Origin of the sequence: Rothia sp. HMSC061D12 (assembly GCF_001836735.1) — a bacterium.
Lineage (GTDB): Bacteria > Actinomycetota > Actinomycetes > Actinomycetales > Micrococcaceae > Rothia.
Map to the genome: position 1 here is coordinate 834,705 of NZ_KV830305.1, position 21,194 is coordinate 855,898.

Below are 21,194 nucleotides of genomic sequence, written 5' to 3' on the forward strand. Positions count from 1 at the left end.
TGACACCGAGGTTCCCTCCCCCGTAGCAGGTACCCTGCTCGAGATCCGCATCCCCGAGGATGAGGACGCAGAGGTTGGCCAGGTTCTGGCTATCATCGGCGACGCTTCCGCTGCTGCTGCACCGGCTGCTCCCGCTCCGGTTGCTGAGGCTCCCGCAGCTCCTGCAGCACCCGCTGCTGCTCCGGCTGCACCCGCTGCACCCGCAGCTCCTGCAGCTCCTGCAGCTCCCGCTGCACCTGCCGCTCCGGCAGCTGCTGAGGGCGAAGCATACGTGACCCCGCTGGTCCGTAAGCTCGCTAAGGACAACGGCATCGACCTGTCCACCGTCAAGGGCACCGGTGTTGGTGGCCGCATCCGCAAGCAGGATGTTCAGGCTGCTATCGCTGCTAAGGGTTCCGCTGCTCCCGCCGCTGCTGCTCCCGCTGCAGCTGCTGCTCCGGCTGCTGGTTCCGCAAAGGCACCGCACACCTTCGAGGTTTCCCCCAAGCGTGGCACCGTCGAGAAGACCGCACGTATCCGCCAGGTTATTGCAAAGCGTATGCGTGAGTCCCTGGACATCTCCACCCAGCTGACCCAGGTCACCGAGGTTGACGTGACCCGCATCGTTCAGCTGCGTGCAAAGGCTAAGGACGGCTTCGCTGCTCGTGAGGGCGCTAAGCTGACCTTCCTGCCCTTCTTCGTCCAGGCATCCGCTGAGGCTCTGCAGCAGCACCCCGCTCTGAACGCTTCCATGACCGAAGACTACAAGCAGATCACTTACCACGGCTCCGAGAACATCGCTATTGCTGTGGACACCCCCAAGGGTCTGCTGGTTCCCGTCATCAAGAACGCTTCTGACCTGGGCATTGCTGGCCTGGCAAAGGCTATTGGCGACCTGGGTGGCCGCGCACGCACCGGCGACATCTCCCCCGAGGAGCTGTCGGGTTCGACCTTCACCATCACCAACATTGGTTCCTTCGGTGCACTGTTCGACACCCCGATCATCAACCAGCCGAACGTTGCAATCCTCGGTACCGGTTCCATCGTGAAGCGCCCCATGGTTGTTAAGGATGTTGACGGTAACGACGTTATCGCTATCCGCTCCATGTGCTACCTGTCCCTCACCTACGATCACCGCGTGGTCGACGGTGCGGACGCTGGTCGCTTCCTGCACACCCTCAAGACCCGCCTGGAGGAGGCAAACTTCGAGTCTGAGCTGGGTCTCTAAGACACCTGCATAGATTCAAGGAAGTTTCCTTGTGGCGGTGCCCTGATGGGTAACCGAGCGTAGCTCTCCGGGTTTTCCCGGACAGTGAGCAGAAGGCGGCGGTTCCATCCACTTCGGTGGGTGGGGCCGCCGCCTTTTGTTGTGTCCGCGTTTCTACGGTGTCAGTTACGCGGCGTCAGCTGCATGGTGTCAGTTACGCGGCGTCAGCTATGCCGGTACGGGTTCGGCGCGGGCTATCTCCCAGCCTTTCTCACCGCGGTGCAGGTCGAAGATGACTTTCTGGCGGGTGACGCCGTTTTCTTCGCTGAGTTTACGGGCATCCTGCTCAGTTTTATCGGCGCGGTAGCCGGGTGCGGAGACTACCGCCATAACGCGGATGTTCTCGCTGTCGCGGCTGAGTTCTTCGGCGGTGTCGACAGTGAGCTCTGCGCCGCCTCGGGCACGGCGTTCTTGGTTTCGCTGGTCGATCAGGGCTCGTAGAATCTGATCGCCCTGTGCGCTTTTATCCTGCGCGGTTGTATCCTGCGTGCTCTGATCCTGTGTTGCCGTGCCACCGGTCCCCTGCTCCCCCGCTGCGTTCACAGATTGAGCGGATACGGGCTGCGCCGTTGCCGGAGCGTTCTGCCCGTAGAGGGTGAACCCGAGAGGCAGCGCGATAGCCCCCAGTGCGAGCGCGGCAAGTCCCAGGCGTGCAGCCAGTCCCAGTCGCGCGGTGGGGCGGGTGAACGCACTGCGTAGCGCCGTCAGGCGGGATGTGCCCGTCGCCGCTGCGTTCTTTAGAGCGGGCGGCGCAGTCTCTGCGGGGTTCACAGTGGGGCTCAACGGCTTAGAACCTGCGGTAGCTGCTGGCTTCTTCATGCCCGGCTTCTTCACGTGTGGCAAACGTTCCGCCAGGTAGCGTTGCGCCTTTTGCGCCTTTGAGAGCTTCTGTACCGGCGCGGGCTCCACAGCTGCGGGAATTAGGGCGCGGGCTCGTTCTGAACAGCTCAGGTAGACGTTGAGCGGGCGAGGCGGCACCTCCTCCGCCAGGGCGACCACGGAGCTGAGCCCTGCGAGCGCCGCATCCTGGGTGGGTGCGTCCAGCAGGTATTCGAGGGCTCTGCCGAGGCGCTCAATCCACTCGCTGCTGGGTGCCCCATCGGTTGCAGTACCGACCACTCCCATGCGCTGTGAATCCATGCGCAGTGAGAGGGGTACGCGGGCGGCGGAGGGTTCCGGTGCGTGCCCGCAGGCGGCTTGCCAGAGCAGTGCCGCTGCGGAACGTGCGTAGTTGCCCCGAGCGGCGGTGAGCTGTTCCGTATCTAGAGGAGCCGCTTCACGATAGACGGCATCAGGTAGCAGGAGTTTGGGCACTCCGGCGGCGCTCAGAGCGATATATTCGGCGCTTAGTTCGGCGCGCCCCTCCCCCACCTTTTTGAGACTGCCGAGCGCCCGGTGCAGGGTGCGTGCCAGGGTCATGAGCTCGGCGGGTGTCAGGGCGCGAGCGCGCAGGAGCTTGTCAAGGGTGCCCGCATCGAGGGGCTCGTACCAGAGGCACAGCTGATCGGCGCTATCGGCGCTCTCACTAGTAACGGCGTGGAGCTTGGCGAGTCCGGGCGCGTTACGTAGAGCGGCGGCTACCTGCGGGGTCTGGACGTGCCTCTGGGCGGATGCATCCGTATTTTCCTCGAATCCGTACCCGTTGGCTGCCGCGCGCAGAGTGGGCGCGGCGGGAGCCAGCTGGGTGGAGGGAGCTACAGGGGTGGAGGGAGCAGGCGGGGCAGGCTGAGAAATGGTGCGCAGGGTGTAGCGTCCGGGGTGCGCGGAGGGTACGGAACGTACGGCGGGTGCGCTCTCGGTGGGTGCACTTGCGGTGGTTTCGCCCCGGTACTCGACAATCTGCAGGGTGGGTAGAGCCGGGTTGGCGATGCTTTCCAGAACGTGTGCTTCTTTGCTTCTCATACCATCATGTTATCAAATTACATCAAACAATATCTTTAAGCACACTAAAACAGTTCAAATACCCCAAAGAACCCCAAAGGTGAATTCAGGCATTTATCTGCTTATTCGCCCTTCCTCCCATTGAGCATACCCTCACGTAATATTCCGACGTGTTCGCTCATCACGTGATTCAGGGCGCCCTAATTTTCTTCCCTCCACCAGCAGTACTAAGGTAGAAAGTATGTCTGTGACGATTGAACGCGTGGGCTTCGCCCCGAACTATGTGAACTATGTTGAGTGCCTGGACGAGCAGTACCGCATCCACGATGAGGTGGCTAACCGCACCCGCCAGAATACGATTCTTCTGCTTGAGCACGAGGCAGTGATTACTGCCGGTAAACGCACCGAAGACCACGAGTACCCCGCAGACAAGTCCACCCCCGTCGTCAAGATTGACCGCGGCGGCAAGCTGACCTGGCACGGCCCCGGCCAGCTGACCGGCTACCCGATTCTGCGCCTGCCCGAGCCCATTGACGTGGTGGCGTATGTGCGCATTATCGAGGAAATCATCATTAACGTCCTTGCCGGTCTGGGCATTAAGGGTGAGCGCGTTGAGGGCCGTAGCGGCGTGTGGATTCTGGGCAACGGCATCACCCAGGACAAGAAGATCGCGGCACTGGGCATGCGCGTTTCCCGTAACACCACCATGCACGGCTTTGCGATTAACTGCTGCAACGACACCGCACCCTTCCAGCAGTTCATTCCCTGCGGCATTAGCGATGCGGGTGTTACCACTATTTCGGAGCAGCTGGGCCGCACCGTCACCCCCGCCGATATTTTGGAGCCGCTGGAGGCGGAGCTTCTGAAGTACCAGGACCGCCTGGCGGAGTCTTTCGAGCCCATTGCGGCGCAGGACTAAACGCAGGGTTAGACGCAGTCAAGAAGCATCGAACGGGCCGTACACGTAACGCGTCCGGCTTTGTTCGTCATATACGAAAATCAGTTTCACCTACGCCTGAGCGGGCGTAAAATAGAAGATGGCCCACCTGCACAGAGGGCACATCTAGACCAAGGAGAAGACTTTTGAGCACCGCACCTGAAGGACGCAAGCTACTGCGTGTGGAGGCCCGCAACGCTGAGGTTCCCATTGAGAAGAAGCCTCACTGGATTAAGACCAAGGCTATTGTTGGCCCCGAATACAACGAGATGCGCGAGCTGGCTCGCGGTCAGGGCCTGCACACCGTGTGTGAAGAGGCTGGCTGCCCCAATATTTACGAGTGCTGGGAAGACCGTGAGGCAACCTACCTGATTGGTGGTTCCGAGTGCACCCGTCGTTGCGACTTCTGCAATATTGCGACCGGTAAGCCCGTTGCTGTGGACTACGCTGAGCCGTTCAAGGTTGCTAAGAACGTTAAGGTCATGGGTCTGCGTTACGCTACCGTGACCGGTGTGGCTCGTGACGATCTGGAAGACGGCGGTGCGTGGCTGTACGCAGAGACCACCCGCCAGATTCACAAGATGTGCCCGAACACCGGCGTTGAGATGCTCGTGCCCGACTTCAAGGGTGTTCCCGAGCATGTTCAGAAGGTAATTGACGCTAAGCCTGAGGTGTTCGCGCACAACCTGGAGACCGTTCCCCGCATCTTCCGTCAGATTCGCCCGGCGTTCCGTTACGAGCGTTCCCTGGATGTTATTACCCAGGCTAAGGAAGGCGGCATGGTCACCAAGTCCAACCTGATTCTGGGTATGGGCGAGACCGATGACGAGATTTACGAGGCGCTGTGCGATCTGCACGATGCTGGCTGTGACATCATTACCCTCACCCAGTACCTGCGCCCCGGTCCGCTCTTCCACCCGATTGAGCGTTGGGTGAAGCCGCAGCAGTTCGTGGACTTTGCGAACATGGCTGAGGAGATTGGTTTCGCTGGCGTTATGGCGGGCCCGATGGTTCGTTCTTCGTACCGTGCAGGTCGCCTGTGGGCTCGTGCAATGCGCAAGAACGGCTACCCGATTCCCGAGAACCTGGCTCACATTGAGGGTGAGGGTGCAGCCCTGCAGGAAGCCTCCTCTCTGGTGGCTGCAGGCTACTAAGCCTTTTCAGAATCTTTCTGAGAGCGTTGAGGCTCCTCGAACCCGGTTTCGTCCGGTGTTCGGGGAGCCTCCCCTTATGCCCCGTCCCTTGTGTGGGTAGGGTAAACTAGAAAAATTGCAGGCATACACTGCATCGTTACGTCACTATGGTTCCGTGAGCGTTTGAGGCGCTTCGGGACCGCGGAAGAACCAGCCGAGGAAGAATCGTGGCAGATAAGCGCGAAGAGAAGAAAAAGAAGAAGGAACGCACTCCGGGCACTTTCGCCCAGATGAAGCAGGTCTACCAGATGACCAAGAAGTCCGACCCGAATATCGGTTGGATTCTGAGTCTGTCGGCTCTGGGTACCCTTTTGGTTTTCCTCCTCATCGGTATTGCCCTGAATAACTGGATTACTTTCCTGATTCTGGGTCTGGGCGTTGCCGCTATTGTGGTGATGCTTCTGCTGGGTCGCCGCGCGCAGACTGCGGCTTTTGCTCAGATTGAGAACCAGCCCGGTCGTAGTGGTGCGGCGATGAACTCGGTGCGCCGCGGCTGGATTGTTGAGGAGCAGCCTGTTGCTGCGAACCGTAACCAGGATCTGGTGTTCCGTGCGCTGGGCCGTCCCGGTATTGTGCTGGTGACCGAGGGCCCTCACAGCCGTGTGAACTCGCTGGTGAACACTGAGAAGAAGCACCTGGCTCGTGTGGCTCCCGGCGTTCCGGTTCATGTGATTGAGACCGGTCACGATGAGGGTCAGGTTGAGCTCAAGGACGTTGTGAAGACCATGAACAAGCTTCCGAAGGCTCTGACTCAGCAGGAGATGCAGGTTGTTTCGGGTCGTCTGAGCACCCTGAACACTATGCGTAACCCGATGAACGGTCTGCCGAAGGGTGTTGACCCGATGCGTGCACGCCCCGACCGTCGTGCGATGCGCGGCCGCTAAGCGAGGCGCTGATATAAGGTTTTGAAGGCTCCGGCTCTTCCCCTGTGGGAGGGCCGGAGCCTTTTGTTACGCCCGATTATTGGACTGCTACTGGCGCTGCTACTGGCGTTGCTACGGGCTCTGCTACTGCCCTTGATGCGGGGCGTTAGCGGCTACGCTGTGTTTCGTGAGGCAACCAAAATGTAACTCCTTTCCAGGATTTGTAACATTACCGAAACACGATAGTCACGCACGCGCAAAAAATAACCACTATGCTTGATATGTCACAGGGTTTTGCCCGCGGCCAAAAACTAAACCAAAGACTGAATGTGATGAGGGAAGATACCCTCCTGCACCGTCAGTCGAACAAGGAGCAGTCCTCATGTTTACCAGCCCCCAGGAAGTTCTCGACTTTATCAAGAACGAAGAAGTAGTCTTCGTTGATATCCGATTCACCGACATGCCCGGCGTGCAGCAGCACTTCAACCTGCCCGCCAAGGCGATTGATGACGATTTCTTCGTCAACGGCCAGCTTTTTGACGGCTCCTCCATTCGCGGCTTCCAGGGCATTGCTGAGTCCGACATGCAGCTGATCCCCGATGTTCAGTCCGCATACGTTGACCCCTTCCGCATTGAGAAGACCCTGGTCATCATCTGCTCCATCGTGAACCCCCGCACCGGTGAGCCCTACCACCGTGACCCCCGCGGCGTTGCTGAGCGCGCCGAGGCATACCTGCAGTCCACCGGCATTGCAGACACCGCGTTCTTCGCATCCGAGGCTGAATTCTTTGTCTTCGAGGACGTCCGCTACCAGGTTGAGCCGAATTCTGTGTTCTACAAGATTGACTCTGACGAGGCTCCCTGGAACACCGGCCGCAAGGAAGAGGGCGGCAACCTGGGCAACAAGACCCCCGTCAAGGGCGGCTACTTCCCCGTCTCCCCCGTCGACAAGCAGGCTGACCTGCGTGACGCAATGTGCGTAGCAATGGACGAGGTTGGCCTCGAGGTTGAGCGTAGCCACCACGAGGTGGGCGCAGCCGGCCAGGCAGAGATCAACTACAAGTTCGACACCCTCACCAAGGCTGCTGACGACCTGCTGAAGTTCAAGTACGTCATCAAGGGCACCGCAGACGCATGGGGCAAGTCCGTGACCTTCATGCCCAAGCCCGTCTTCGGCGACAACGGCTCCGGTATGCACTGCCACCAGTCTCTGTGGCAGAACGGTGAGCCCCTGTTCTACGACGAGCGCGGCTACGCTAACCTCTCTGACACCGCACGCTGGTACATTGGCGGTCTGATTGAGCACTCCTCCGCTGTTCTGGCGTTCACCAACCCGACCGTGAACTCTTACAAGCGTCTGGTTCCCGGCTACGAGGCTCCCATCAACATGGTGTACTCGCAGGGTAACCGTTCCGCCGGTATCCGCATCCCGATTACCGGCACCAACCCGAAGGCTAAGCGTCTGGAGTTCCGTGCACCGGACCCCTCCGCTAACCCCTACTTCGCATTCGCTGCTCAGCTGATGGCTGGTCTGGACGGTATCCGCAACCGCATTGAGCCGCCGGCACCGATTGACAAGGACCTGTACGAGCTGCCCGCCGAAGAGGCTAAGGACATCAAGAAGGCTCCGGCTAACCTCGAGGAGGCTCTGGCTGCTCTGGAGGCTGACCACGACTTCCTGCTCGAGGGCGGCGTCTTCACCGAGGACCTGATTCAGGCATGGATCGATTACAAGCGTAAGAACGAGCTGGAGCCGCTCTCGCTGGTTCCGCACCCGCTTGAGTACCAGCTGTACTACGGCGTCTAATCTTTCTTCCTGAACGGTGCCCCTTGTAGGGGGGTGCGTTCTGGAGAACAGACAACGGCCTATATGTTCCTTTAGGAACGTATAGGCCGTTGTTGTGTCTGCTGGAGTATCTCTGCGGACTTCTATCTTGCTGTAGCACTTTTGGCGACAGTACGTGTCCAATATTTTTATGCCTCGATGGGTCTTGCGCGCTTTAGTTGCGCTTAGAGCGGCTCTAAGGGCTAAGCTGTTGGTGCTGGCGTTCCCTCCCTTTTTGTCGTGCAACCGGAGGGAACGCCAGTCTATTTTTATGTCCTCGTGCCGGTGCCTGCTTTCAGCGGGCTAGAGGTCACATCATAAGATGTTGGCCCACTGACCGGTAGATATGTTCGCAGGCAGGCGTACAATGAAAGTGTGTGCGCCCGGCCGGCGGCACCTACGAATTCCGCGAGAAACGACACCGAACGCCGTGTTCTCACCGACGCCCTTCCCCTTTTTAGCATCAGCTAGGGCGAGTATCGCCGATGACCGACCGACCCGTCTGACGCCGCATCCACTGTAACGAGGAGAAATCTCATGGCATATCAGCCGACCATCCTAAACGGTGAAACTGTTTTCCGTAACGAAGTTTTTCAGACCGGCCTCATGTCCCAGCTGCTGGACGGCATTTACGATGGCGAGATGACCATCGGTGAGCTCCTGAGCCACGGCAACTTCGGTGTGGGTACCTTCAACGGCCTCGACGGCGAAATGGTCGTCCTCGACGGCGTCTGCTACCAGGTGCGTCACGACGGCTCCGTATCCCTGCCGGACCTGCGCCAGCAGACCCCCTACGCCGTGGTCACCAACTTCGTGCCCATGATTAAGCGTGAACTACCGCAGAACCTGCTCCGTAAGTCTGCTTCCCAGATTCTGGATGACTTCACCGTCTCCAAGAACTACATGTACGCCGTCAAGATTTACGGCGACTTCGAGTGGGTCCGCACCCGCACCGTCATCAAGCAGGAGAAGCCCTACCCGAAGATGGTCGCCGCCACCGAGAACGAGGACATCGTCCAGTTCGACAACGTAACCGGCACGATCGTTGGCTTCCGCACCCCCATCTACGAGCAGGGCATTTCGGTGCCCGGCTGCCACGCCCACTTCATCGACGATAAGCGCGTTCAGGGCGGCCACGTGGTCGACTTCAAGCTGCGCTCCGCAAAGGTCGAGATTTGCCCCGGCACCGGTCTGCAGCTGCACCTGCCGCTGACCCCCGAGTTCTCCTCCGCTAACCTCTCCCCCGAGGACCTGGCTGACCAGATCTCCAAGGCTGAAAAGCACTAAAATTCTCGCCCGTTTGGGTATAACGACGAAGGAGCCGCCCTCTACTGTTCTGTAGAGGGCGGCTCCTTCGTTGTTTATAGGCGCTGTAAACGGCGCTTACGCCTCGGGCACGAACTCGCCGTGGCCGCGCTCGCGCAGGGCTGCGCGGACCTTCTCGGCGGCCGCATCCAGCTCTTCGGCGGTAGCATCCTTCTTGGCGTTGGCGGGGTCGTAGTCAGCCATGCCGTCAGCCGGGAACAGGTGGATGTGGGTGTGCGGAACGTCGAAGCCCGCAATCATCAGAGCCACACGGTCCTTATCGAATGCCTGATCCAGGGCACCCGAAATCTTGTGCGCCACAGCGAACAGGTGGGCAGCCAGCTCCTCGGGCAGGTCGGGCCAGCGGTCAATCTCAGCGCGGGGAACCACCAGCAGGTGACCTTCCGACAGTGGCATGATGTCGAGGAACGCCACGCACTGATCGTCCTTCCAGACGAAGCGGCCGGGAATCTCGCCGTCAATAATCTTGGTAAAAATCGTGCTCACAATAATCTCCTTCATGCGCCGTCGTCGGCGCGTTTGAAGCTCAACGTTCAGGCTTACGCCTCAACCTCAATGCTCTCGCCGGGGTTCAGGTGCTTCAGCTCCGTGCCGTACTTCGCACCGAAGTTCGTCACCAGGCCCTCAATAATGCCGGTGCCGTTCTGGTTGATCATGCCGTTGTGAATCGGAACCACACGCTGCGCGCCGGTTGCAATCACAAAATCAATGACTTCCTGAACCTTCGACCAGGGTGCGTGAATCGGCACCAGCACGGTCTGCGCCTTCACACGGTGGGGCACCACAAGGGAGTCACCCGGGTGGTACACGGCACCATTAATCAGGTAACCAATATTTGCGATGGTCTGAATCAGCGGGTGAATCAGAGCGTGCTGACCGCCGTAAGTCTTCACCTCAAAACCGGGGACGCTGAACTCAGAATCGGAGGAAACAACGGTAACCTCGGCAGCGGGTACAGCCTCCTTGATAACCTGGGCGACAGCCTCGGGCGCCCAAATCTTCAAGGGGTTCTGCGACTCGGCACGCTCAGCAATCAGCGACAGCACCGACGGACCATCAAAATGGTCCGGATGCGCGTGGGTCACGAACAGGTAATCGGCGCCTTCCAGCGCGGTGGCATGCTCGCCTTCAGCGGCAAAATTGCCGGGGTCAAGAACGAGGGTGCGCCCCTCATTCTCAAGGCGGATACATGAGTGGGTGTACTTCGTCATCTTCATAGTTTCAGTCTACCGCGAACCCCAACCGCTCCCTCGCGGCGGCTTCAGTTTTTGAGATAAGCCGCAAATCAACCACCTTTTGAACGCCTCTAGTGTAAAGTCGTAAGACAAGATCGACCACACAATGGGGCGGCCCTCCGCCCCGAAAGGTTCAGCAATGGACACTCATATTCCCGTACGGAGAATTACGAAGCCCGCCGAAGCCCGAAATACCCGCCAGCGTCGCATCATCAAGGCGACCATGGAAGAGCTCGGCGATTTCATCTCAGCACAGGATCTGCACCTGACCCTCGCGAACCGCAAGGAACAGGTCTCTCTCGCAACCACCTACCGCGTGCTGCAGTCGCTGGCTAACGCCGGTGAGCTGGACTCGGTCAAGGGCGTTGAGGGTGAGACCCTGTACCGCCACTGCCAGGTAAAGGACCATCACCACCACCTGCTCTGCCGCCGATGCGGCACCGCCATTGAGCTGGAAGCACCCGCCCTCGAGGACTGGGCACTGGCCATGGGCAAGCAGCACGGCTTCTCGGAGCTGGAGCACGTGGTTGAAGTGACCGGTTACTGCCCGGACTGCACTTTGGCACGTCGCGAGGAAGAATCGCAGGGCGGCGCTGCACGCTAACGTTGCAGGCTAAGCCGCAACCTCTAAGCCCCTCAATCTGAGGAGCTCTCTCTCCCCCCCCCCCACCGGGGAAAACCTTCTCAACGAAGGATACGGCGCCTTCAAAAATCTTCGACGCCGCTACAGCACGACACACAGGGCATCTGGACAAGGCAACATAACGCCACACAGGTTGCGCCCGCATTGCGCACCGGGTACATGACCCGTAGCGCTAACACAGCACGACAGCGAAAGAGCCCCACCTCATTCCCGAGGTGGGGCTCTTTCTATAGGTCTTATGCCTTCTCAGCCAGCTGGCGGCCCGACGCGCTATGGCGGCGCTTCACGCCACCAATCATACGGCACACCACGTAAATCAGGAAGGAAATGCTGGTCACGTAGGGGCTAATCGGCAGCGAACCGGCAAGAGCCAGCAGAATACCGCCCACAATGGACGCCTCCGCGAACAGCACCGACAGAATCAGGGTGCGCACCGGAGAGGCAGTCACCTGCATCGCCGCAGCCGCCGGAGTAATCAGCAGCGCCAGCACCAGCAGCGAACCGACCACCTGCACAGACAGCGCCACAGCAATACCCAGAATCACCATGAACACCAGGGACAAAAAGCGCATCGGCACGCCCTTAGCGCGCGCGACCTCCGGGTCCAGGGAGGCGAAGCTCAGCGGACGCCACACCATCACCAGCAGGCTGATAATAACCACCGCACCAATAATCATGGTGTGCAGCTGGTCGGCATCCACGGACACGATCTGACCGGTCAGCAGACCGAACTTATTCGCGCTACGGCCCTGGTACAGGGAGAGGAAGAGAATACCCAAGCCCAAGCCGAACGGCATGAGTGCACCAATGACCGAGTTCGAATTGCTCGCCTTAGAGCCCAGAAAGGCAATCAGCAGAGCCGAGGCAATCGAACCGACCATGGAGCCGGTCACCACGTCATAGCCGAGCAACAGGGCAAGGGCGGCACCCGCGAAAGACATTTCAGAGACGCCGTGCACCGCAAAGGCGTGGTCGCGCATCATCACGAAAATGCCGACGAAACCACCGATAATGCCTAGCACAGCGCCAGCAAAAATGGAGTTCTGCAGCATCTGCAGCAGCTCGCCGTAGCGGTCAAAAACGAAGATACGGGAGAGCAAATCATTCTGTGCGGCGGCAACCGGTGCCAGAGCGGGGAGGGAAGCAAGAATGGTCATCGAGTGGTTCCTCCCGGAATGTGTAGAGTGCGCTGCGGTTCAGAAAGACCAGACTTCAGGTGGGAACCGTGAATGTTCTGGTCGGTGCCCTCAATATGGCAGTGGTCGCTGGCGTGAGTCTCACCCACCACCACGTAACGGCCATTAGACTTGAGCACGCTCACCGGGGTTCCGTACAGGGAAGTGAGAGTCTCACTGGTCATGACCTCTTCCACCGAGCCGACCGTGAAACGACCGTTTGCCAGGTAGAGCACGCGATCCACATGCTCAATGATGGGGTTGATTTCGTGGGTCACGAACACCACCGCCACGCCGCGTTCACGGTTGAACCGGTGAATCAGCTCAGCCACCGCGTACTGGTGGTTGAGGTCCAGGGAGAGTAGCGCCTCGTCAGCCAGCAGAATCTTCGGGTCGTTCGCGAGCGCCTGGGCGATACGCAGACGCTGCTGCTCACCGCCGGAGAGCAGACCCACCGGCACGTTCGCGTATTCGGTCGCGCCGACGGCTTCGAGGAGTTCGTCAACCTTGGCGCGGTATTTGCGGCCGTGCAGGCGGATGCCCCAGCGGTGCCCGTCCACGCCAAGTCCCACGAGGTCGCGGGCGCGCATCGGGGTGGAGGTGGGGATGGACTTCTGCTGCGGTACGTAGCCGACGCCGGCGTTGCCCAGGCGTGCGGGTTTGCCGAGCACGGAGATTTCGCCGGCGTTGAGTCCGGTCAGGCCGAGAACGACTTTGAGGAAGGTGGACTTGCCGGAGCCGTTGGGTCCAAGCACGGCGAAGTATTCGCCTGCGCCGATGTCGAGGGTTAGATCTTTCCAGAGGGTGCGGGCCCCGAAAGCGAGGCTACCCCCGCGAATGGAAATCGCGGGGGCGGCACCGTTATTGTTGTCAGTCACTTAGGAGAGCGCCTTTTCGAGGTTGCTGACGTTGGTCTTCATCCATGCCAGGTAGTTGGTGTTCTCCGGCAGGGTTTCGGTGAAGGATACGTAGTTCACCGAGGCGTCCTTAGCTGCCTGCAGCACCTCGTTGGTCTGAGAGGTGGAGGTCTGCTCGTTGTAGGCGAGCAGCTGGACCTTCTTCTCGGTGACCATGTCCTTGGTTTCCTTCAGGACGAGTGCGGGGACGTCGTTGCCGGCTTCGGCTGCCTCAGCGAATTCGCTGGGGGTTGCGTTCTCTGCGCCGGTGGAGGAAATCAGGTAGTCCGGCACGGGCTCGGTAGACAGGTACTTCTTGCCTTCACCGGCGATTGCCTTGGCGGTGGTGTCCAGTGCGTCCAGTTCCTTGGAGAAGGTGGATGCGTTGGTGCGGAACGCCTCAGCGTGTGCGGAGTCGAGGCCTGCGAGCTCTTCAGCGATCTTCTGGGCGACCTTCTTCATGGTTTCGAAGTCGTACCAGAGGTGCTCGTTAAACTCGTGTGCGTGGGCGTGGTCGCCGCCGTCTTCGTGGTGTTCGCCGCCGCGGTGGTCCTCGACCAGGTGGGTGTATTCGGCGTCGGTGAGCTTGCCGCTGACCTTGACCGCGTTCACGATCTTCTGGGAGGCGTTGTCCTTGCCTGCGAGGTCTTCGAGGAACAGGTCGTAGCCTGCGCCGTTGATGACGATCAGGGATGCGTCCTTTGCCTTGAGGCGGTCGGCGCTGGTGGCTTCGTAGGAGTGGGGGTCGGTGCTGGTGGAGGCGATGAGCGCGGTGACCTCAATGTAGTCGCCGCCAACCTGCTTGGCGATGTCTGCGTAGACGTCGGTGGAGGCGACGACCTTCACCTTGCCGTTGTTGGAGCCAGCCGAGGAGGACGAACCGGAGGAGGTCTTGTTCTCGGTTGCGCAGCCTGCCAGTAGCAGGGAGGACGCGGCGAGTGAGCCCATTGCGGTGAGGAAGTGCTTGCGGGTGATCTTCGGGTGCGACATGAGGGCTCTCTTTCGGTTCGTTCTAGTCTGTAGGTTCCTTAACTACATCATGCGCACACCCGTATAAACAACTCTTTATAATCCAGCGCCCAAAAATAAGACTGGCATAAACGGGTATTCAAACGGCTAAATCACCGAAAAACACCAAGTCAAGCGAAAATCAACCACCGGCATATACCAGTGAGAGATGCCGCCAATATCGGAGAAAACAGGTGCCCAAAGTAGTGAGTAAATAGTGACCTCACGCCACCAACCCCTCCAACGCCTCAGCAAACGCCGCAGAATTCGACCGCGCCACATACGCCTGCCGCGTCATAGCCTCCGACGCATGACCCAACTGCACCGAAGCCTCCGACAATCCCAACACTTGATCAAGATGCGTCGCCGTCGTCTTCCTCAGCACATGCCACGTCACCCACTCCAACCCAGACCCAGCCAAAGCCTTCTTCAACTGAGCACGACTCGAGTTGTACTTCAACGGAGCGCCCCTAAACTCAAACACGAACACGGCACTAGCCGCGGCTTGCGCTCGCCGCCTCTGCAGCACCTTCAGCACGAACGCCGGCACCTGCAGGGTCCTTGATTGATGGGTCTTCGTCTCCGCCTGCCAGCCAGCACCATGAATCAACGTGCCGTTCACGGTCACCGTGCCAGCGTCCAGATCAACGTCTTCCCAGCGCAGGCCCGTGCCCTCGCCCCAGCGGCAGCCCGTGCCCAGCAGAACATCCACCAGGTCAGCCAAATCACCAGAGACCAGCGACCGGAGCTGCTGAACCTGTTCCAAGCTCAGCGCCTGCACCGTCTTCTTTGTCCCCTTCACCGGCCTCGTCGACAGTACAGGGTTATACGGCACCGCGCCCAGACGCACCGCCTCATCAAAAATCATGCGGAGCACCAGGCGCCGATTATGGCGCGCAGACGGGGCAGAAACAGACCCCAAATACGAATCCAAACCACCCGCCGTCGCCTCTCGCAACTGCAGCGAACCCAAATCACGACTCACCGCCGTCGCCAACAGCCTATAGTTCCTCACCGTATTAGTCGACAATGAAGAATCCAGGCCACCCAGCCAACGCTCAGCCGCATCACGAATCGTCATGCTCGCATTCACCGACTGACCAGCCGCCGGCAGACTCGACAGCTTCAGCTTCAGCTTAGTCTCAGCCGCCGCACGAGTCGCCGCCTGCGCCGTCACATCACGACGCACCCCACGCTCATCACGAAAATACGTCCGCGCCCGCCACGTCTTCGCCCGCAGGCGCCGCACAGTAATCACACCATGCGACCCAATAGGCAACGGATCCCTCACCATCTTTCTCCTTTCCTCCCCTCCAACCACGCAGAGAGAATCCTCGGGGTAACATCCAAATCAGCCGCCGCAGCAGACAACGAATCAGGCGACACAGCCAACGCCGTCCGCACCGCCACAGGATCAAGAAGCCAGCCGGCGGCGGTCAGGTCTGCCCTGCGCTCGCGCTTGCGCGCGGCAACGTCGTCGATGGGGGCGTGAGTGTCGCCGTTGACGGCGTGGGCCAGTTCGTGTGCGATGACGCATCGGCGCTGGCGGTGTAGTAGCCCTGGGCTTGCGAGAATCGTCCTTGTTGTCTCGTCCCAGAGCGCTAGTGTGCCTGCAGGTAGGCAGGCGTCAATGATGCGGATACCAAGCTGGCTCGCATGCGTTTCGGGGTCATATGGAATTTGGTTCATGAAGTTCAGTGAATTGCCGGGTGCGCTATCCCTTTCTTCGCGCCCGCGGGTTGTCGTTATGCAGTCCAGTTGCCGTCGTCGGTAACGACATCGTCGGCAGGGTGCGCGGCGAGGCGGTAGCCGGCCTTGGTTGCTGCCTCAGCGCGGGCAAGAATCTGCGCTGCCAATTCTTTGTCGGACATGAAAGAAGTCTCAGCTGCTTGTTCTACACGCAGAGCCTTTTCCGCATCACGTACAACGGTAGAAGGCTCAACACCAAGAGCCTTACAGATACGATCTAACTCATTTGTGTTGAGAGGGGAATCGAGCTTGTAGAGAGTGAGGCTGATTCGGTTTCGGCTCACTTCTGCTGCTTCTTCAAGGTCTTGTATTGTCATGCCACGGCGTCCCATCCATGCACGAAGCTCTTGGTTGAGCTTCTTGCTGAACTGGTTTGCGGGTCCAATTGCTTTACGTCCCATGGCTATATAGTACAAAAATTTTGAAAAATTTCCCAATATCATCTTGACATTCTCTAAATAGGGAATGTAAGGTGTTGATACAACCCATGAAAGGAGGAATATGGATAACCTTGCACGGACTGTTCGAGAGAATATTAGCCTTGCACTTGCAAAAACGGGGACTACACAGCTAGACCTACAGGCTGGCACTGGTATTTCGAAGAGCAAGATTAGCCGCGTACTTGCCGGTGAATCAATTCTGAACTCTATCGAGATTTACCAGGTTGCCTTGTTCTTCTCAGTGGCTCCCAACTGGATGTACACCGAGCATCTTCAGGAAGTCGCTTTGAGTCTATAAATTTTTGCCCATCTTTCTCTAAATAGGGAAATCCCTCAAAGGAACATCATGCTAACCATCCCCCACGAGGGACTAACCATCTGGTCCCCCGACGAACTAGCCGAGGCTCTCGGCGTTTCCGCCGCCACCCTCGCCGATTGGCGAACGGCACGCACCGGGCCAGAGTTCATCCGAACCACCACGGGACAGCGCGGAGGGCGCGTCTACTACACCTCAACCGCAGTAACCGCCTGGCTGAGCAAGCTACCTGTCACTCACACCAACAACTAAGGAGCCAGTAATGAACCCGCATGAAGAGCCTCTCTTCTCACCCGAAGAGAACAACACGCTCCAAGAAATCGGAGAAAGAACCCTCCGCGTGATCCGGCAGATCGCCGCGGGGATGCACCTAGGCAACGTCGAAGTGGCTATCACCTACGACTCCAGCATCGACGTCAAAGAATTCACCATCCGAGGGCTCCTTTTGCCTCTCTCACCAGAGGAGGAGGAAGAGGAGCGAAAGAAGAGGGAGGAAAGGGTTCGTAAGTTACTCGACCAATTGAAGCAGGTATAACCGCACCACCCAGGAAGGACTACACAATGACCGCCAAGACCAAGCGCGACCGCGCAGCAGGCCGCCAGCACCGCCACACCGCAATCCAAACCATCGTCAACAACCACCAAGGCATCATCGACGACATCGCCAGCATCGACAACAACATCGCCGCCCTGCAAGAGAGGACATGCGACCTCGGCAACAGGGTCGACAGCTGGTACACCAAGCTCAACCAAGCCAACAAAGACGCCCTGGCAAATGTCGCCTACACCATGCGGTGCGTCGTCGAGAACGAACGTAAGGCAGCCGAAGTTGAAGCCGCCGTCGGCATCCTCCAGGAGTCCAGCAAGGAACACCAGACAGGCATCGCCATCCTCAACCACACCAGCAAGGAACACCAGGAAGCCATCGCCCAGCTCATCGCCTACACCAACAAAGTGCACGGCAAGCAGACCGCACTCAACCAGGAAATCAACCTCCTGCAGGCAGAAATGGACGACACCAACCGCCGTCTCTTCCAGCTCGCCTGGATCACTGTCGGCCTCTGGGCAATCGCCGCCCTCACCATCTTCGCCTACCTCATCACCACCCACTAAGGAACCCCCCGACCATGGACACCGCAACCCTTCGTGCCGCACGCGCCCTCGTCTGGGCATGCGTCGCCGCGTCCATCCTCATCACAGGTATCGGCACCGCACAGGAAGACATTGCCCTGCGCGCCATCATCTTCACCGCCGCACTCATCCCCGCAGCCGCCGCAATCCTCATCGGCTCATTCATCCACGACCACACCACAGGAGACACCAACAATGGCTAACCCCGACCTGCCTCACAAGACCGCATACGAAGCCTGCAACCCCAACCACAACCTCATCTCCGAGGTGCAAGTCGCCGAGGACGAAGGCATCAAGATTCAGACGCTCCGCCAGTACTCGCACGCCTCCATCAAGGCCGCCGTGGGTACCCGCCTCGACCCGGTCTGCAAGGATGAGGCAGGTATCCGCTGGTACGTCAGCGAAGACGTCGCGGCGTGGAAGGTCAAGCGTGCCGAGACCAAGGCGCGCTGCCGAAACCACATGCAACTGCCATACCGCCGCCGCTAACCCCGCCCTCAGCAAATCAGGAAAAGAAACACCACCATGGGACACATCGCAGATAGCCTCCCGCACCCCAACGACTGGGAGGGAGAGAAGCCCCTCTACTCGGCAGCCGAAGCCGCCGTATTCCTCGGCGTCAAACCGCTCACCATCACCAACCGCGTCTACCGGCGCACACTCACCCCAGTTGCGTGGAGCAAAGACACCGGGTACTGCTTCACCCGCGCCACTCTCGACCACGCGCTCTATCGCGCCGAGAAAGCCCTCCGTCAAAAGCGCGAGTACCGGCACATCATCCCCAGCAAAGAGCAACTCACCCCGCCCCGCTTGAAGCGCTCCAGCATCGACTGGAACAACCCCTACGAAGGAAGGAAATAACCATGCCCACCATCTTCTCCGGCGTTGAAAACCGCATCGCCCAAGCCGCCCGCATCACCACCACCGTCAACGCCCTCAACGAAGCCAACGAGGCACTCGACGCCAAAGTGAACGCGGCACTCTCCCTGTCCGTGCTCGCCGCAACTGTCAGCCTCATCGCACTCAAGAGGCGGTAAAACATCATGGCTGTCAAGAAACTCTGCGGGGCATGCGGGCAGGATGCACTAGAACGCAACCCCAACTGCGCAGCCTGCGGCAACAGGCACGCACGCTGGTGCAGGGCAGGCGACCCCCGAGGCATCCCCACACCCCGCAAAAACGTCTGCGCCGCCTGCGGGCAACCCGCCCACCAAACCAACCCCGACTGCAAAACCTGCATCAAACGCGAACAACGGCGTGCTAAAGCAGAAGGCCGCGAACCCTGGATTCCCTTCATGACCACGAAGGCGATGGCGGCGCCCCCAGTACCCGTCACCACGCTCACCACAGCGCGTGACGTCCACAACCACGAGGTTCTCACCGGCTGGCTCACCGCCCGCCGCAACCGCCTCAACCCCACCCGAAAGAAGGAGAAAGAAATGACCACCCACACCACCCTCACCGGCGCAACCATCACCGACGAACAGCTGCAGGCACTCGCCCTCGAACTCGTCAACATCCAGGCAGACATCGCCCACCTCAAGGAAGAAGCCGCCAAGATCGAGGCGACCCTCAAGGCCCTGCCGAACGGCAAGTACACCTGCGGCGACGCGACCCTCACCGTCTCCCACCCCCGCCGATTCAACGAGAAGAAATTCGTCGAAACCTACCCGGTCGAGTCGTTCCCGCAGTTCTACCAGACCGTGCGCAAGGTCGATTTGAAGACCCTCGCCCCGGCGCTGAAGGACCAGTTCGCCGAGGACTCCACCGCACGCCTCACCATCCGCTAACCACCCATAGGAAGGAAACGCACGTTGGTTAACCCCACCATCGCCAAACCCCCAGCAGGGGCAGGGCAAGCCGATTCGTTCGTCGCAGACCTCACCGTCGCAGGCATCATGAACGTTATTACTGACTCCATCACCGCCCACCCCCGCAGCCTCCAAAAACGCATCGGCCCCTCCGAAATCGGCATGGACTGCACCCGCCGCCTCATCCACAAACTCGCCGGAGACACCGAACCAGACCGCGGCATCGCATGGAAACCCACCGTCGGCACCGCCTGCCACACCCAAATGGAGGCGTGGTTCGGCGCCCACAAGGACGAAGGGTACCTGGTCGAGCAGCGTGTCACCGTCGGCCAGATTGGCGGCGTAGACATCACCGGCTCCACCGACCTGTTCAGCGTCAACGACCGCACTGTCATCGACTGGAAATTCGTCGGCCCGGCGATGCTCAAAAAATATAAGGCTTCCGGCCCCTCCAACCAGTACAGGGTGCAGGCGCACCTCTACGGCACCGGCTGGGTCAACGCCGGGTACGAGGTGGAGCAGGTCATGATCGCGTTCCTACCCCGTGACGGTGAGCTCGGCGACGCCTACTTCTGGTGGGAACCCTACCAGCCCGAAATTGCCGAAGCTGCGCTCGCTAAGGCAAACCAGCTGGTCACCCTCATCAACGCAATCGGCGAGGACGCCACCTTGGCGATGTACCCGCTCTGCAATGAGAGGTTCTGCCCCTGGTGCCCTGCCGATAAGGCGAAGCAGAACGCCACCATCTAACCCAATTTTTCAAACCCCTTCTGAAAGGAAACAAACACCATGTCCGCTTTTGATTTCTTCGCACCGCGCGCCTCCCACTCCTGGAAGTTCACCAACCCCGGCGACACCCACACCGGCACCATCACCGAGGTCAGCGACGCACGCCAGGCGACCGAGTTCGGTTCCAACGAGCCCGCGTTCTGGGACCGTGAGAAGACCCGCCCGAAGATGCAGGTCGCAGTCACCTTGGACACCGCCGAGCGTGACCCGCAGGACGCTAACGATACCGGCAAGCGCACCCTCTGGGTTGTTGAGGACGGCCGTTCCGGCTCCATCCTCTCCGCCATTCGTCAGGCAGTGCACCAGGTGGGCGCAGGCACCATCGACATTGGCGGCCAGCTGACCGTGACCTTCTCTGGTTTCGACCCCAATTCGAAGAACCCGGCGAACCCGCGCAAGGTCTACAGTGCTTCCTACGTTCCGCCGGCACCGGCTGGTGGCATGTTCACCAACCAGGCAGCGGCACCGGCTCCTGCTGTTCCTGCACAGCCTGTAGCGGCACCTGCAACCCCTGCACCGGTCCCCGCCGTACCCGACGCAGTACGCCAGGCAGTCACCGCCCTCATCGGCACCGGCCAGGCTGACGAACAGATCGCCGCAACCCTCGCCGGAACCGGCCTGCCCGTCACCGCAGAAACCGTCGCCACCATCCGCGCCGCCGCCGCATAGCGCCGCACACCCAACCCAACCAACCAGTGCCCCGCGCAGGTTCTTCCACACACCAACCGCG

The 21,194-nt window shown here is 59.9% G+C and carries 27 protein-coding genes and 1 pseudogene; 18 read left to right on the plus strand and 10 right to left on the minus strand.

The genetic code is table 11. From position 1 onward, the window contains the following. On the plus strand, positions 1 to 1,207 hold a 1,207-nt coding region (gene sucB, locus HMPREF2682_RS03160), incomplete at its 5' end, for a 2-oxoglutarate dehydrogenase, E2 component, dihydrolipoamide succinyltransferase (RefSeq protein WP_070831354.1). Positions 1,208 to 1,414: 207 nt separating this feature from the next. Here the strand turns inward: sucB and HMPREF2682_RS03165 are convergent. Next, positions 1,415 to 3,148, minus strand: coding sequence for a peptidase (locus tag HMPREF2682_RS03165; protein ID WP_070831357.1), 1,734 nt, complete (start codon positions 3,146 to 3,148; stop codon positions 1,415 to 1,417). Between the two features lie 139 nt (positions 3,149 to 3,287). Between HMPREF2682_RS03165 and lipB the strand changes: the two genes are divergently transcribed. The 5 genes from lipB (at position 3,288) to budA (ending at position 9,232) form a co-directional block, all read left to right on the plus strand. Beyond that, positions 3,288 to 4,046 carry a lipoyl(octanoyl) transferase LipB gene (lipB, locus tag HMPREF2682_RS03170; RefSeq protein WP_256370608.1) on the plus strand — a complete coding sequence of 253 codons (759 nt, stop codon included), beginning with the start codon at positions 3,288 to 3,290 and terminating at the stop codon, positions 4,044 to 4,046. Between the two features lie 164 nt (positions 4,047 to 4,210). Next, positions 4,211 to 5,218: a lipoyl synthase gene (lipA, locus tag HMPREF2682_RS03175; protein WP_005505472.1), complete on the plus strand. Its 1,008-nt coding sequence runs from the start codon at positions 4,211 to 4,213 to the stop codon at positions 5,216 to 5,218. Positions 5,219 to 5,424: 206 nt separating this feature from the next. After that, positions 5,425 to 6,141: a DUF4191 domain-containing protein gene (locus HMPREF2682_RS03180; protein WP_070831360.1), complete on the plus strand. Its 717-nt coding sequence runs from the start codon at positions 5,425 to 5,427 to the stop codon at positions 6,139 to 6,141. A 361-nt stretch (positions 6,142 to 6,502) separates the two neighbouring features. After that, on the plus strand, positions 6,503 to 7,927 hold the full coding sequence (gene glnA / locus HMPREF2682_RS03185; RefSeq protein ID WP_070831363.1) for a type I glutamate--ammonia ligase: 1,425 nt from the start codon (positions 6,503 to 6,505) through the stop codon (positions 7,925 to 7,927). Positions 7,928 to 8,482: 555 nt separating this feature from the next. Beyond that, positions 8,483 to 9,232, plus strand: a complete 750-nt coding sequence (gene budA / locus HMPREF2682_RS03190; protein ID WP_070831366.1) for an acetolactate decarboxylase — start codon at positions 8,483 to 8,485, stop codon at positions 9,230 to 9,232. A 96-nt stretch (positions 9,233 to 9,328) separates the two neighbouring features. On the opposite strand, the gene HMPREF2682_RS03195 is transcribed toward budA, so the two are convergent. Then, the gene (locus HMPREF2682_RS03195) at positions 9,329 to 9,757 is read right to left on the minus strand and encodes an HIT family protein (RefSeq protein ID WP_070831369.1); all 429 of its coding nucleotides are present in this window, start codon (positions 9,755 to 9,757) and stop codon (positions 9,329 to 9,331) included. Positions 9,758 to 9,810: 53 nt separating this feature from the next. Continuing rightward, entirely contained in the window at positions 9,811 to 10,488 is a 678-nt protein-coding gene (locus HMPREF2682_RS03200; RefSeq protein WP_070831373.1) for an MBL fold metallo-hydrolase, read from the minus strand. Positions 10,489 to 10,645: 157 nt separating this feature from the next. Between HMPREF2682_RS03200 and HMPREF2682_RS03205 the strand changes: the two genes are divergently transcribed. Continuing rightward, positions 10,646 to 11,110: a Fur family transcriptional regulator gene (locus tag HMPREF2682_RS03205; protein ID WP_049342169.1), complete on the plus strand. Its 465-nt coding sequence runs from the start codon at positions 10,646 to 10,648 to the stop codon at positions 11,108 to 11,110. 275 nt (positions 11,111 to 11,385) lie between these two features. Here the strand turns inward: HMPREF2682_RS03205 and HMPREF2682_RS03210 are convergent, their stop codons facing one another. The 7 genes and pseudogenes from HMPREF2682_RS03210 to HMPREF2682_RS09620 form a co-directional block, all read right to left on the minus strand. After that, positions 11,386 to 12,306 carry a metal ABC transporter permease gene (locus HMPREF2682_RS03210; RefSeq protein WP_070831376.1) on the minus strand — a complete coding sequence of 307 codons (921 nt, stop codon included), beginning with the start codon at positions 12,304 to 12,306 and terminating at the stop codon, positions 11,386 to 11,388. After that, on the minus strand, positions 12,303 to 13,202 hold the full coding sequence (locus tag HMPREF2682_RS03215; protein WP_049327709.1) for a metal ABC transporter ATP-binding protein: 900 nt from the start codon (positions 13,200 to 13,202) through the stop codon (positions 12,303 to 12,305). The genes HMPREF2682_RS03210 and HMPREF2682_RS03215 overlap by 4 nt, the downstream gene beginning before the upstream one ends. Beyond that, positions 13,203 to 14,210, minus strand: coding sequence for a metal ABC transporter solute-binding protein, Zn/Mn family (locus tag HMPREF2682_RS03220; RefSeq protein ID WP_070831379.1), 1,008 nt, complete (start codon positions 14,208 to 14,210; stop codon positions 13,203 to 13,205). A gap of 241 nt (positions 14,211 to 14,451) precedes the next feature. Further along, the gene (locus tag HMPREF2682_RS03225) at positions 14,452 to 15,417 is read right to left on the minus strand and encodes a tyrosine-type recombinase/integrase (RefSeq protein WP_168167718.1); all 966 of its coding nucleotides are present in this window, start codon (positions 15,415 to 15,417) and stop codon (positions 14,452 to 14,454) included. A 98-nt stretch (positions 15,418 to 15,515) separates the two neighbouring features. Continuing rightward, complete coding sequence (locus tag HMPREF2682_RS03230) at positions 15,516 to 15,917, minus strand: ImmA/IrrE family metallo-endopeptidase (RefSeq protein WP_083321752.1); 402 nt, start codon at positions 15,915 to 15,917, stop codon at positions 15,516 to 15,518. 56 nt (positions 15,918 to 15,973) lie between these two features. Next, positions 15,974 to 16,099: a hypothetical protein gene (locus HMPREF2682_RS09595; protein ID WP_256370761.1), complete on the minus strand. Its 126-nt coding sequence runs from the start codon at positions 16,097 to 16,099 to the stop codon at positions 15,974 to 15,976. A gap of 66 nt (positions 16,100 to 16,165) precedes the next feature. After that, positions 16,166 to 16,420, minus strand: a pseudogene (locus tag HMPREF2682_RS09620) (helix-turn-helix domain-containing protein); the annotation flags it as partial. Between the two features lie 58 nt (positions 16,421 to 16,478). On the opposite strand from HMPREF2682_RS09620, the gene HMPREF2682_RS03240 reads away from it, so the two are divergent. From HMPREF2682_RS03240 to HMPREF2682_RS03285, 11 genes are all read left to right on the plus strand, one after another. Then, positions 16,479 to 16,715, plus strand: coding sequence for a helix-turn-helix domain-containing protein (locus tag HMPREF2682_RS03240; protein WP_070831387.1), 237 nt, complete (start codon positions 16,479 to 16,481; stop codon positions 16,713 to 16,715). Between the two features lie 48 nt (positions 16,716 to 16,763). After that, entirely contained in the window at positions 16,764 to 16,985 is a 222-nt protein-coding gene (locus HMPREF2682_RS03245; protein WP_070831390.1) for a helix-turn-helix transcriptional regulator, read from the plus strand. A 10-nt stretch (positions 16,986 to 16,995) separates the two neighbouring features. After that, positions 16,996 to 17,268 (plus strand): hypothetical protein, encoded by a 273-nt coding sequence (locus HMPREF2682_RS03250; protein ID WP_070600017.1) that lies wholly within the window; start codon positions 16,996 to 16,998, stop codon positions 17,266 to 17,268. A gap of 26 nt (positions 17,269 to 17,294) precedes the next feature. Next, positions 17,295 to 17,846 carry a hypothetical protein gene (locus HMPREF2682_RS03255; RefSeq protein ID WP_070600018.1) on the plus strand — a complete coding sequence of 184 codons (552 nt, stop codon included), beginning with the start codon at positions 17,295 to 17,297 and terminating at the stop codon, positions 17,844 to 17,846. Between the two features lie 14 nt (positions 17,847 to 17,860). Continuing rightward, complete coding sequence (locus HMPREF2682_RS03260; RefSeq protein ID WP_070600019.1) at positions 17,861 to 18,067, plus strand: hypothetical protein; 207 nt, start codon at positions 17,861 to 17,863, stop codon at positions 18,065 to 18,067. Then, the gene (locus HMPREF2682_RS03265) at positions 18,060 to 18,353 is read left to right on the plus strand and encodes a hypothetical protein (RefSeq protein WP_070600021.1); all 294 of its coding nucleotides are present in this window, start codon (positions 18,060 to 18,062) and stop codon (positions 18,351 to 18,353) included. The genes HMPREF2682_RS03260 and HMPREF2682_RS03265 overlap by 8 nt, the downstream gene beginning before the upstream one ends. Positions 18,354 to 18,389: 36 nt before the next feature. Next, the gene (locus HMPREF2682_RS03270; RefSeq protein WP_070600024.1) at positions 18,390 to 18,725 is read left to right on the plus strand and encodes a hypothetical protein; all 336 of its coding nucleotides are present in this window, start codon (positions 18,390 to 18,392) and stop codon (positions 18,723 to 18,725) included. A gap of 2 nt (positions 18,726 to 18,727) precedes the next feature. Beyond that, positions 18,728 to 18,901, plus strand: a complete 174-nt coding sequence (locus tag HMPREF2682_RS09435) for a hypothetical protein (RefSeq protein WP_168163102.1) — start codon at positions 18,728 to 18,730, stop codon at positions 18,899 to 18,901. 258 nt (positions 18,902 to 19,159) lie between these two features. Then, positions 19,160 to 19,654: a hypothetical protein gene (locus HMPREF2682_RS03275; protein WP_070831393.1), complete on the plus strand. Its 495-nt coding sequence runs from the start codon at positions 19,160 to 19,162 to the stop codon at positions 19,652 to 19,654. 24 nt (positions 19,655 to 19,678) lie between these two features. Then, positions 19,679 to 20,425, plus strand: coding sequence for a hypothetical protein (locus HMPREF2682_RS03280; RefSeq protein WP_070831396.1), 747 nt, complete (start codon positions 19,679 to 19,681; stop codon positions 20,423 to 20,425). A gap of 39 nt (positions 20,426 to 20,464) precedes the next feature. Next, positions 20,465 to 21,133, plus strand: coding sequence for a hypothetical protein (locus HMPREF2682_RS03285; RefSeq protein WP_070831399.1), 669 nt, complete (start codon positions 20,465 to 20,467; stop codon positions 21,131 to 21,133). The last annotated feature ends 61 nt before the right edge of the window (positions 21,134 to 21,194 follow it).

Coding starts and splice junctions, on each gene's coding strand:
- HMPREF2682_RS03165 (WP_070831357.1), bottom strand. CDS start 3,148: ATGAGAAGCAAAGAAGCACACGTTCTGGAAAGCATCGCCAACCCGGCT.
- glnA (WP_070831363.1), top strand. CDS start 6,503: ATGTTTACCAGCCCCCAGGAAGTTCTCGACTTTATCAAGAACGAAGAA.
- budA (WP_070831366.1), top strand. CDS start 8,483: ATGGCATATCAGCCGACCATCCTAAACGGTGAAACTGTTTTCCGTAAC.
- HMPREF2682_RS03200 (WP_070831373.1), bottom strand. CDS start 10,488: ATGAAGATGACGAAGTACACCCACTCATGTATCCGCCTTGAGAATGAG.
- HMPREF2682_RS03205 (WP_049342169.1), top strand. CDS start 10,646: ATGGACACTCATATTCCCGTACGGAGAATTACGAAGCCCGCCGAAGCC.
- HMPREF2682_RS03210 (WP_070831376.1), bottom strand. CDS start 12,306: ATGACCATTCTTGCTTCCCTCCCCGCTCTGGCACCGGTTGCCGCCGCA.
- HMPREF2682_RS03220 (WP_070831379.1), bottom strand. CDS start 14,210: ATGTCGCACCCGAAGATCACCCGCAAGCACTTCCTCACCGCAATGGGC.
- HMPREF2682_RS03230 (WP_083321752.1), bottom strand. CDS start 15,917: ATGAACCAAATTCCATATGACCCCGAAACGCATGCGAGCCAGCTTGGT.
- HMPREF2682_RS09595 (WP_256370761.1), bottom strand. CDS start 16,099: ATGTCCGACAAAGAATTGGCAGCGCAGATTCTTGCCCGCGCTGAGGCA.
- HMPREF2682_RS03240 (WP_070831387.1), top strand. CDS start 16,479: ATGGATAACCTTGCACGGACTGTTCGAGAGAATATTAGCCTTGCACTT.
- HMPREF2682_RS03245 (WP_070831390.1), top strand. CDS start 16,764: ATGCTAACCATCCCCCACGAGGGACTAACCATCTGGTCCCCCGACGAA.
- HMPREF2682_RS03250 (WP_070600017.1), top strand. CDS start 16,996: ATGAACCCGCATGAAGAGCCTCTCTTCTCACCCGAAGAGAACAACACG.
- HMPREF2682_RS03255 (WP_070600018.1), top strand. CDS start 17,295: ATGACCGCCAAGACCAAGCGCGACCGCGCAGCAGGCCGCCAGCACCGC.
- HMPREF2682_RS03260 (WP_070600019.1), top strand. CDS start 17,861: ATGGACACCGCAACCCTTCGTGCCGCACGCGCCCTCGTCTGGGCATGC.
- HMPREF2682_RS03265 (WP_070600021.1), top strand. CDS start 18,060: ATGGCTAACCCCGACCTGCCTCACAAGACCGCATACGAAGCCTGCAAC.
- HMPREF2682_RS03270 (WP_070600024.1), top strand. CDS start 18,390: ATGGGACACATCGCAGATAGCCTCCCGCACCCCAACGACTGGGAGGGA.
- HMPREF2682_RS09435 (WP_168163102.1), top strand. CDS start 18,728: ATGCCCACCATCTTCTCCGGCGTTGAAAACCGCATCGCCCAAGCCGCC.
- HMPREF2682_RS03275 (WP_070831393.1), top strand. CDS start 19,160: ATGACCACGAAGGCGATGGCGGCGCCCCCAGTACCCGTCACCACGCTC.
- HMPREF2682_RS03285 (WP_070831399.1), top strand. CDS start 20,465: ATGTCCGCTTTTGATTTCTTCGCACCGCGCGCCTCCCACTCCTGGAAG.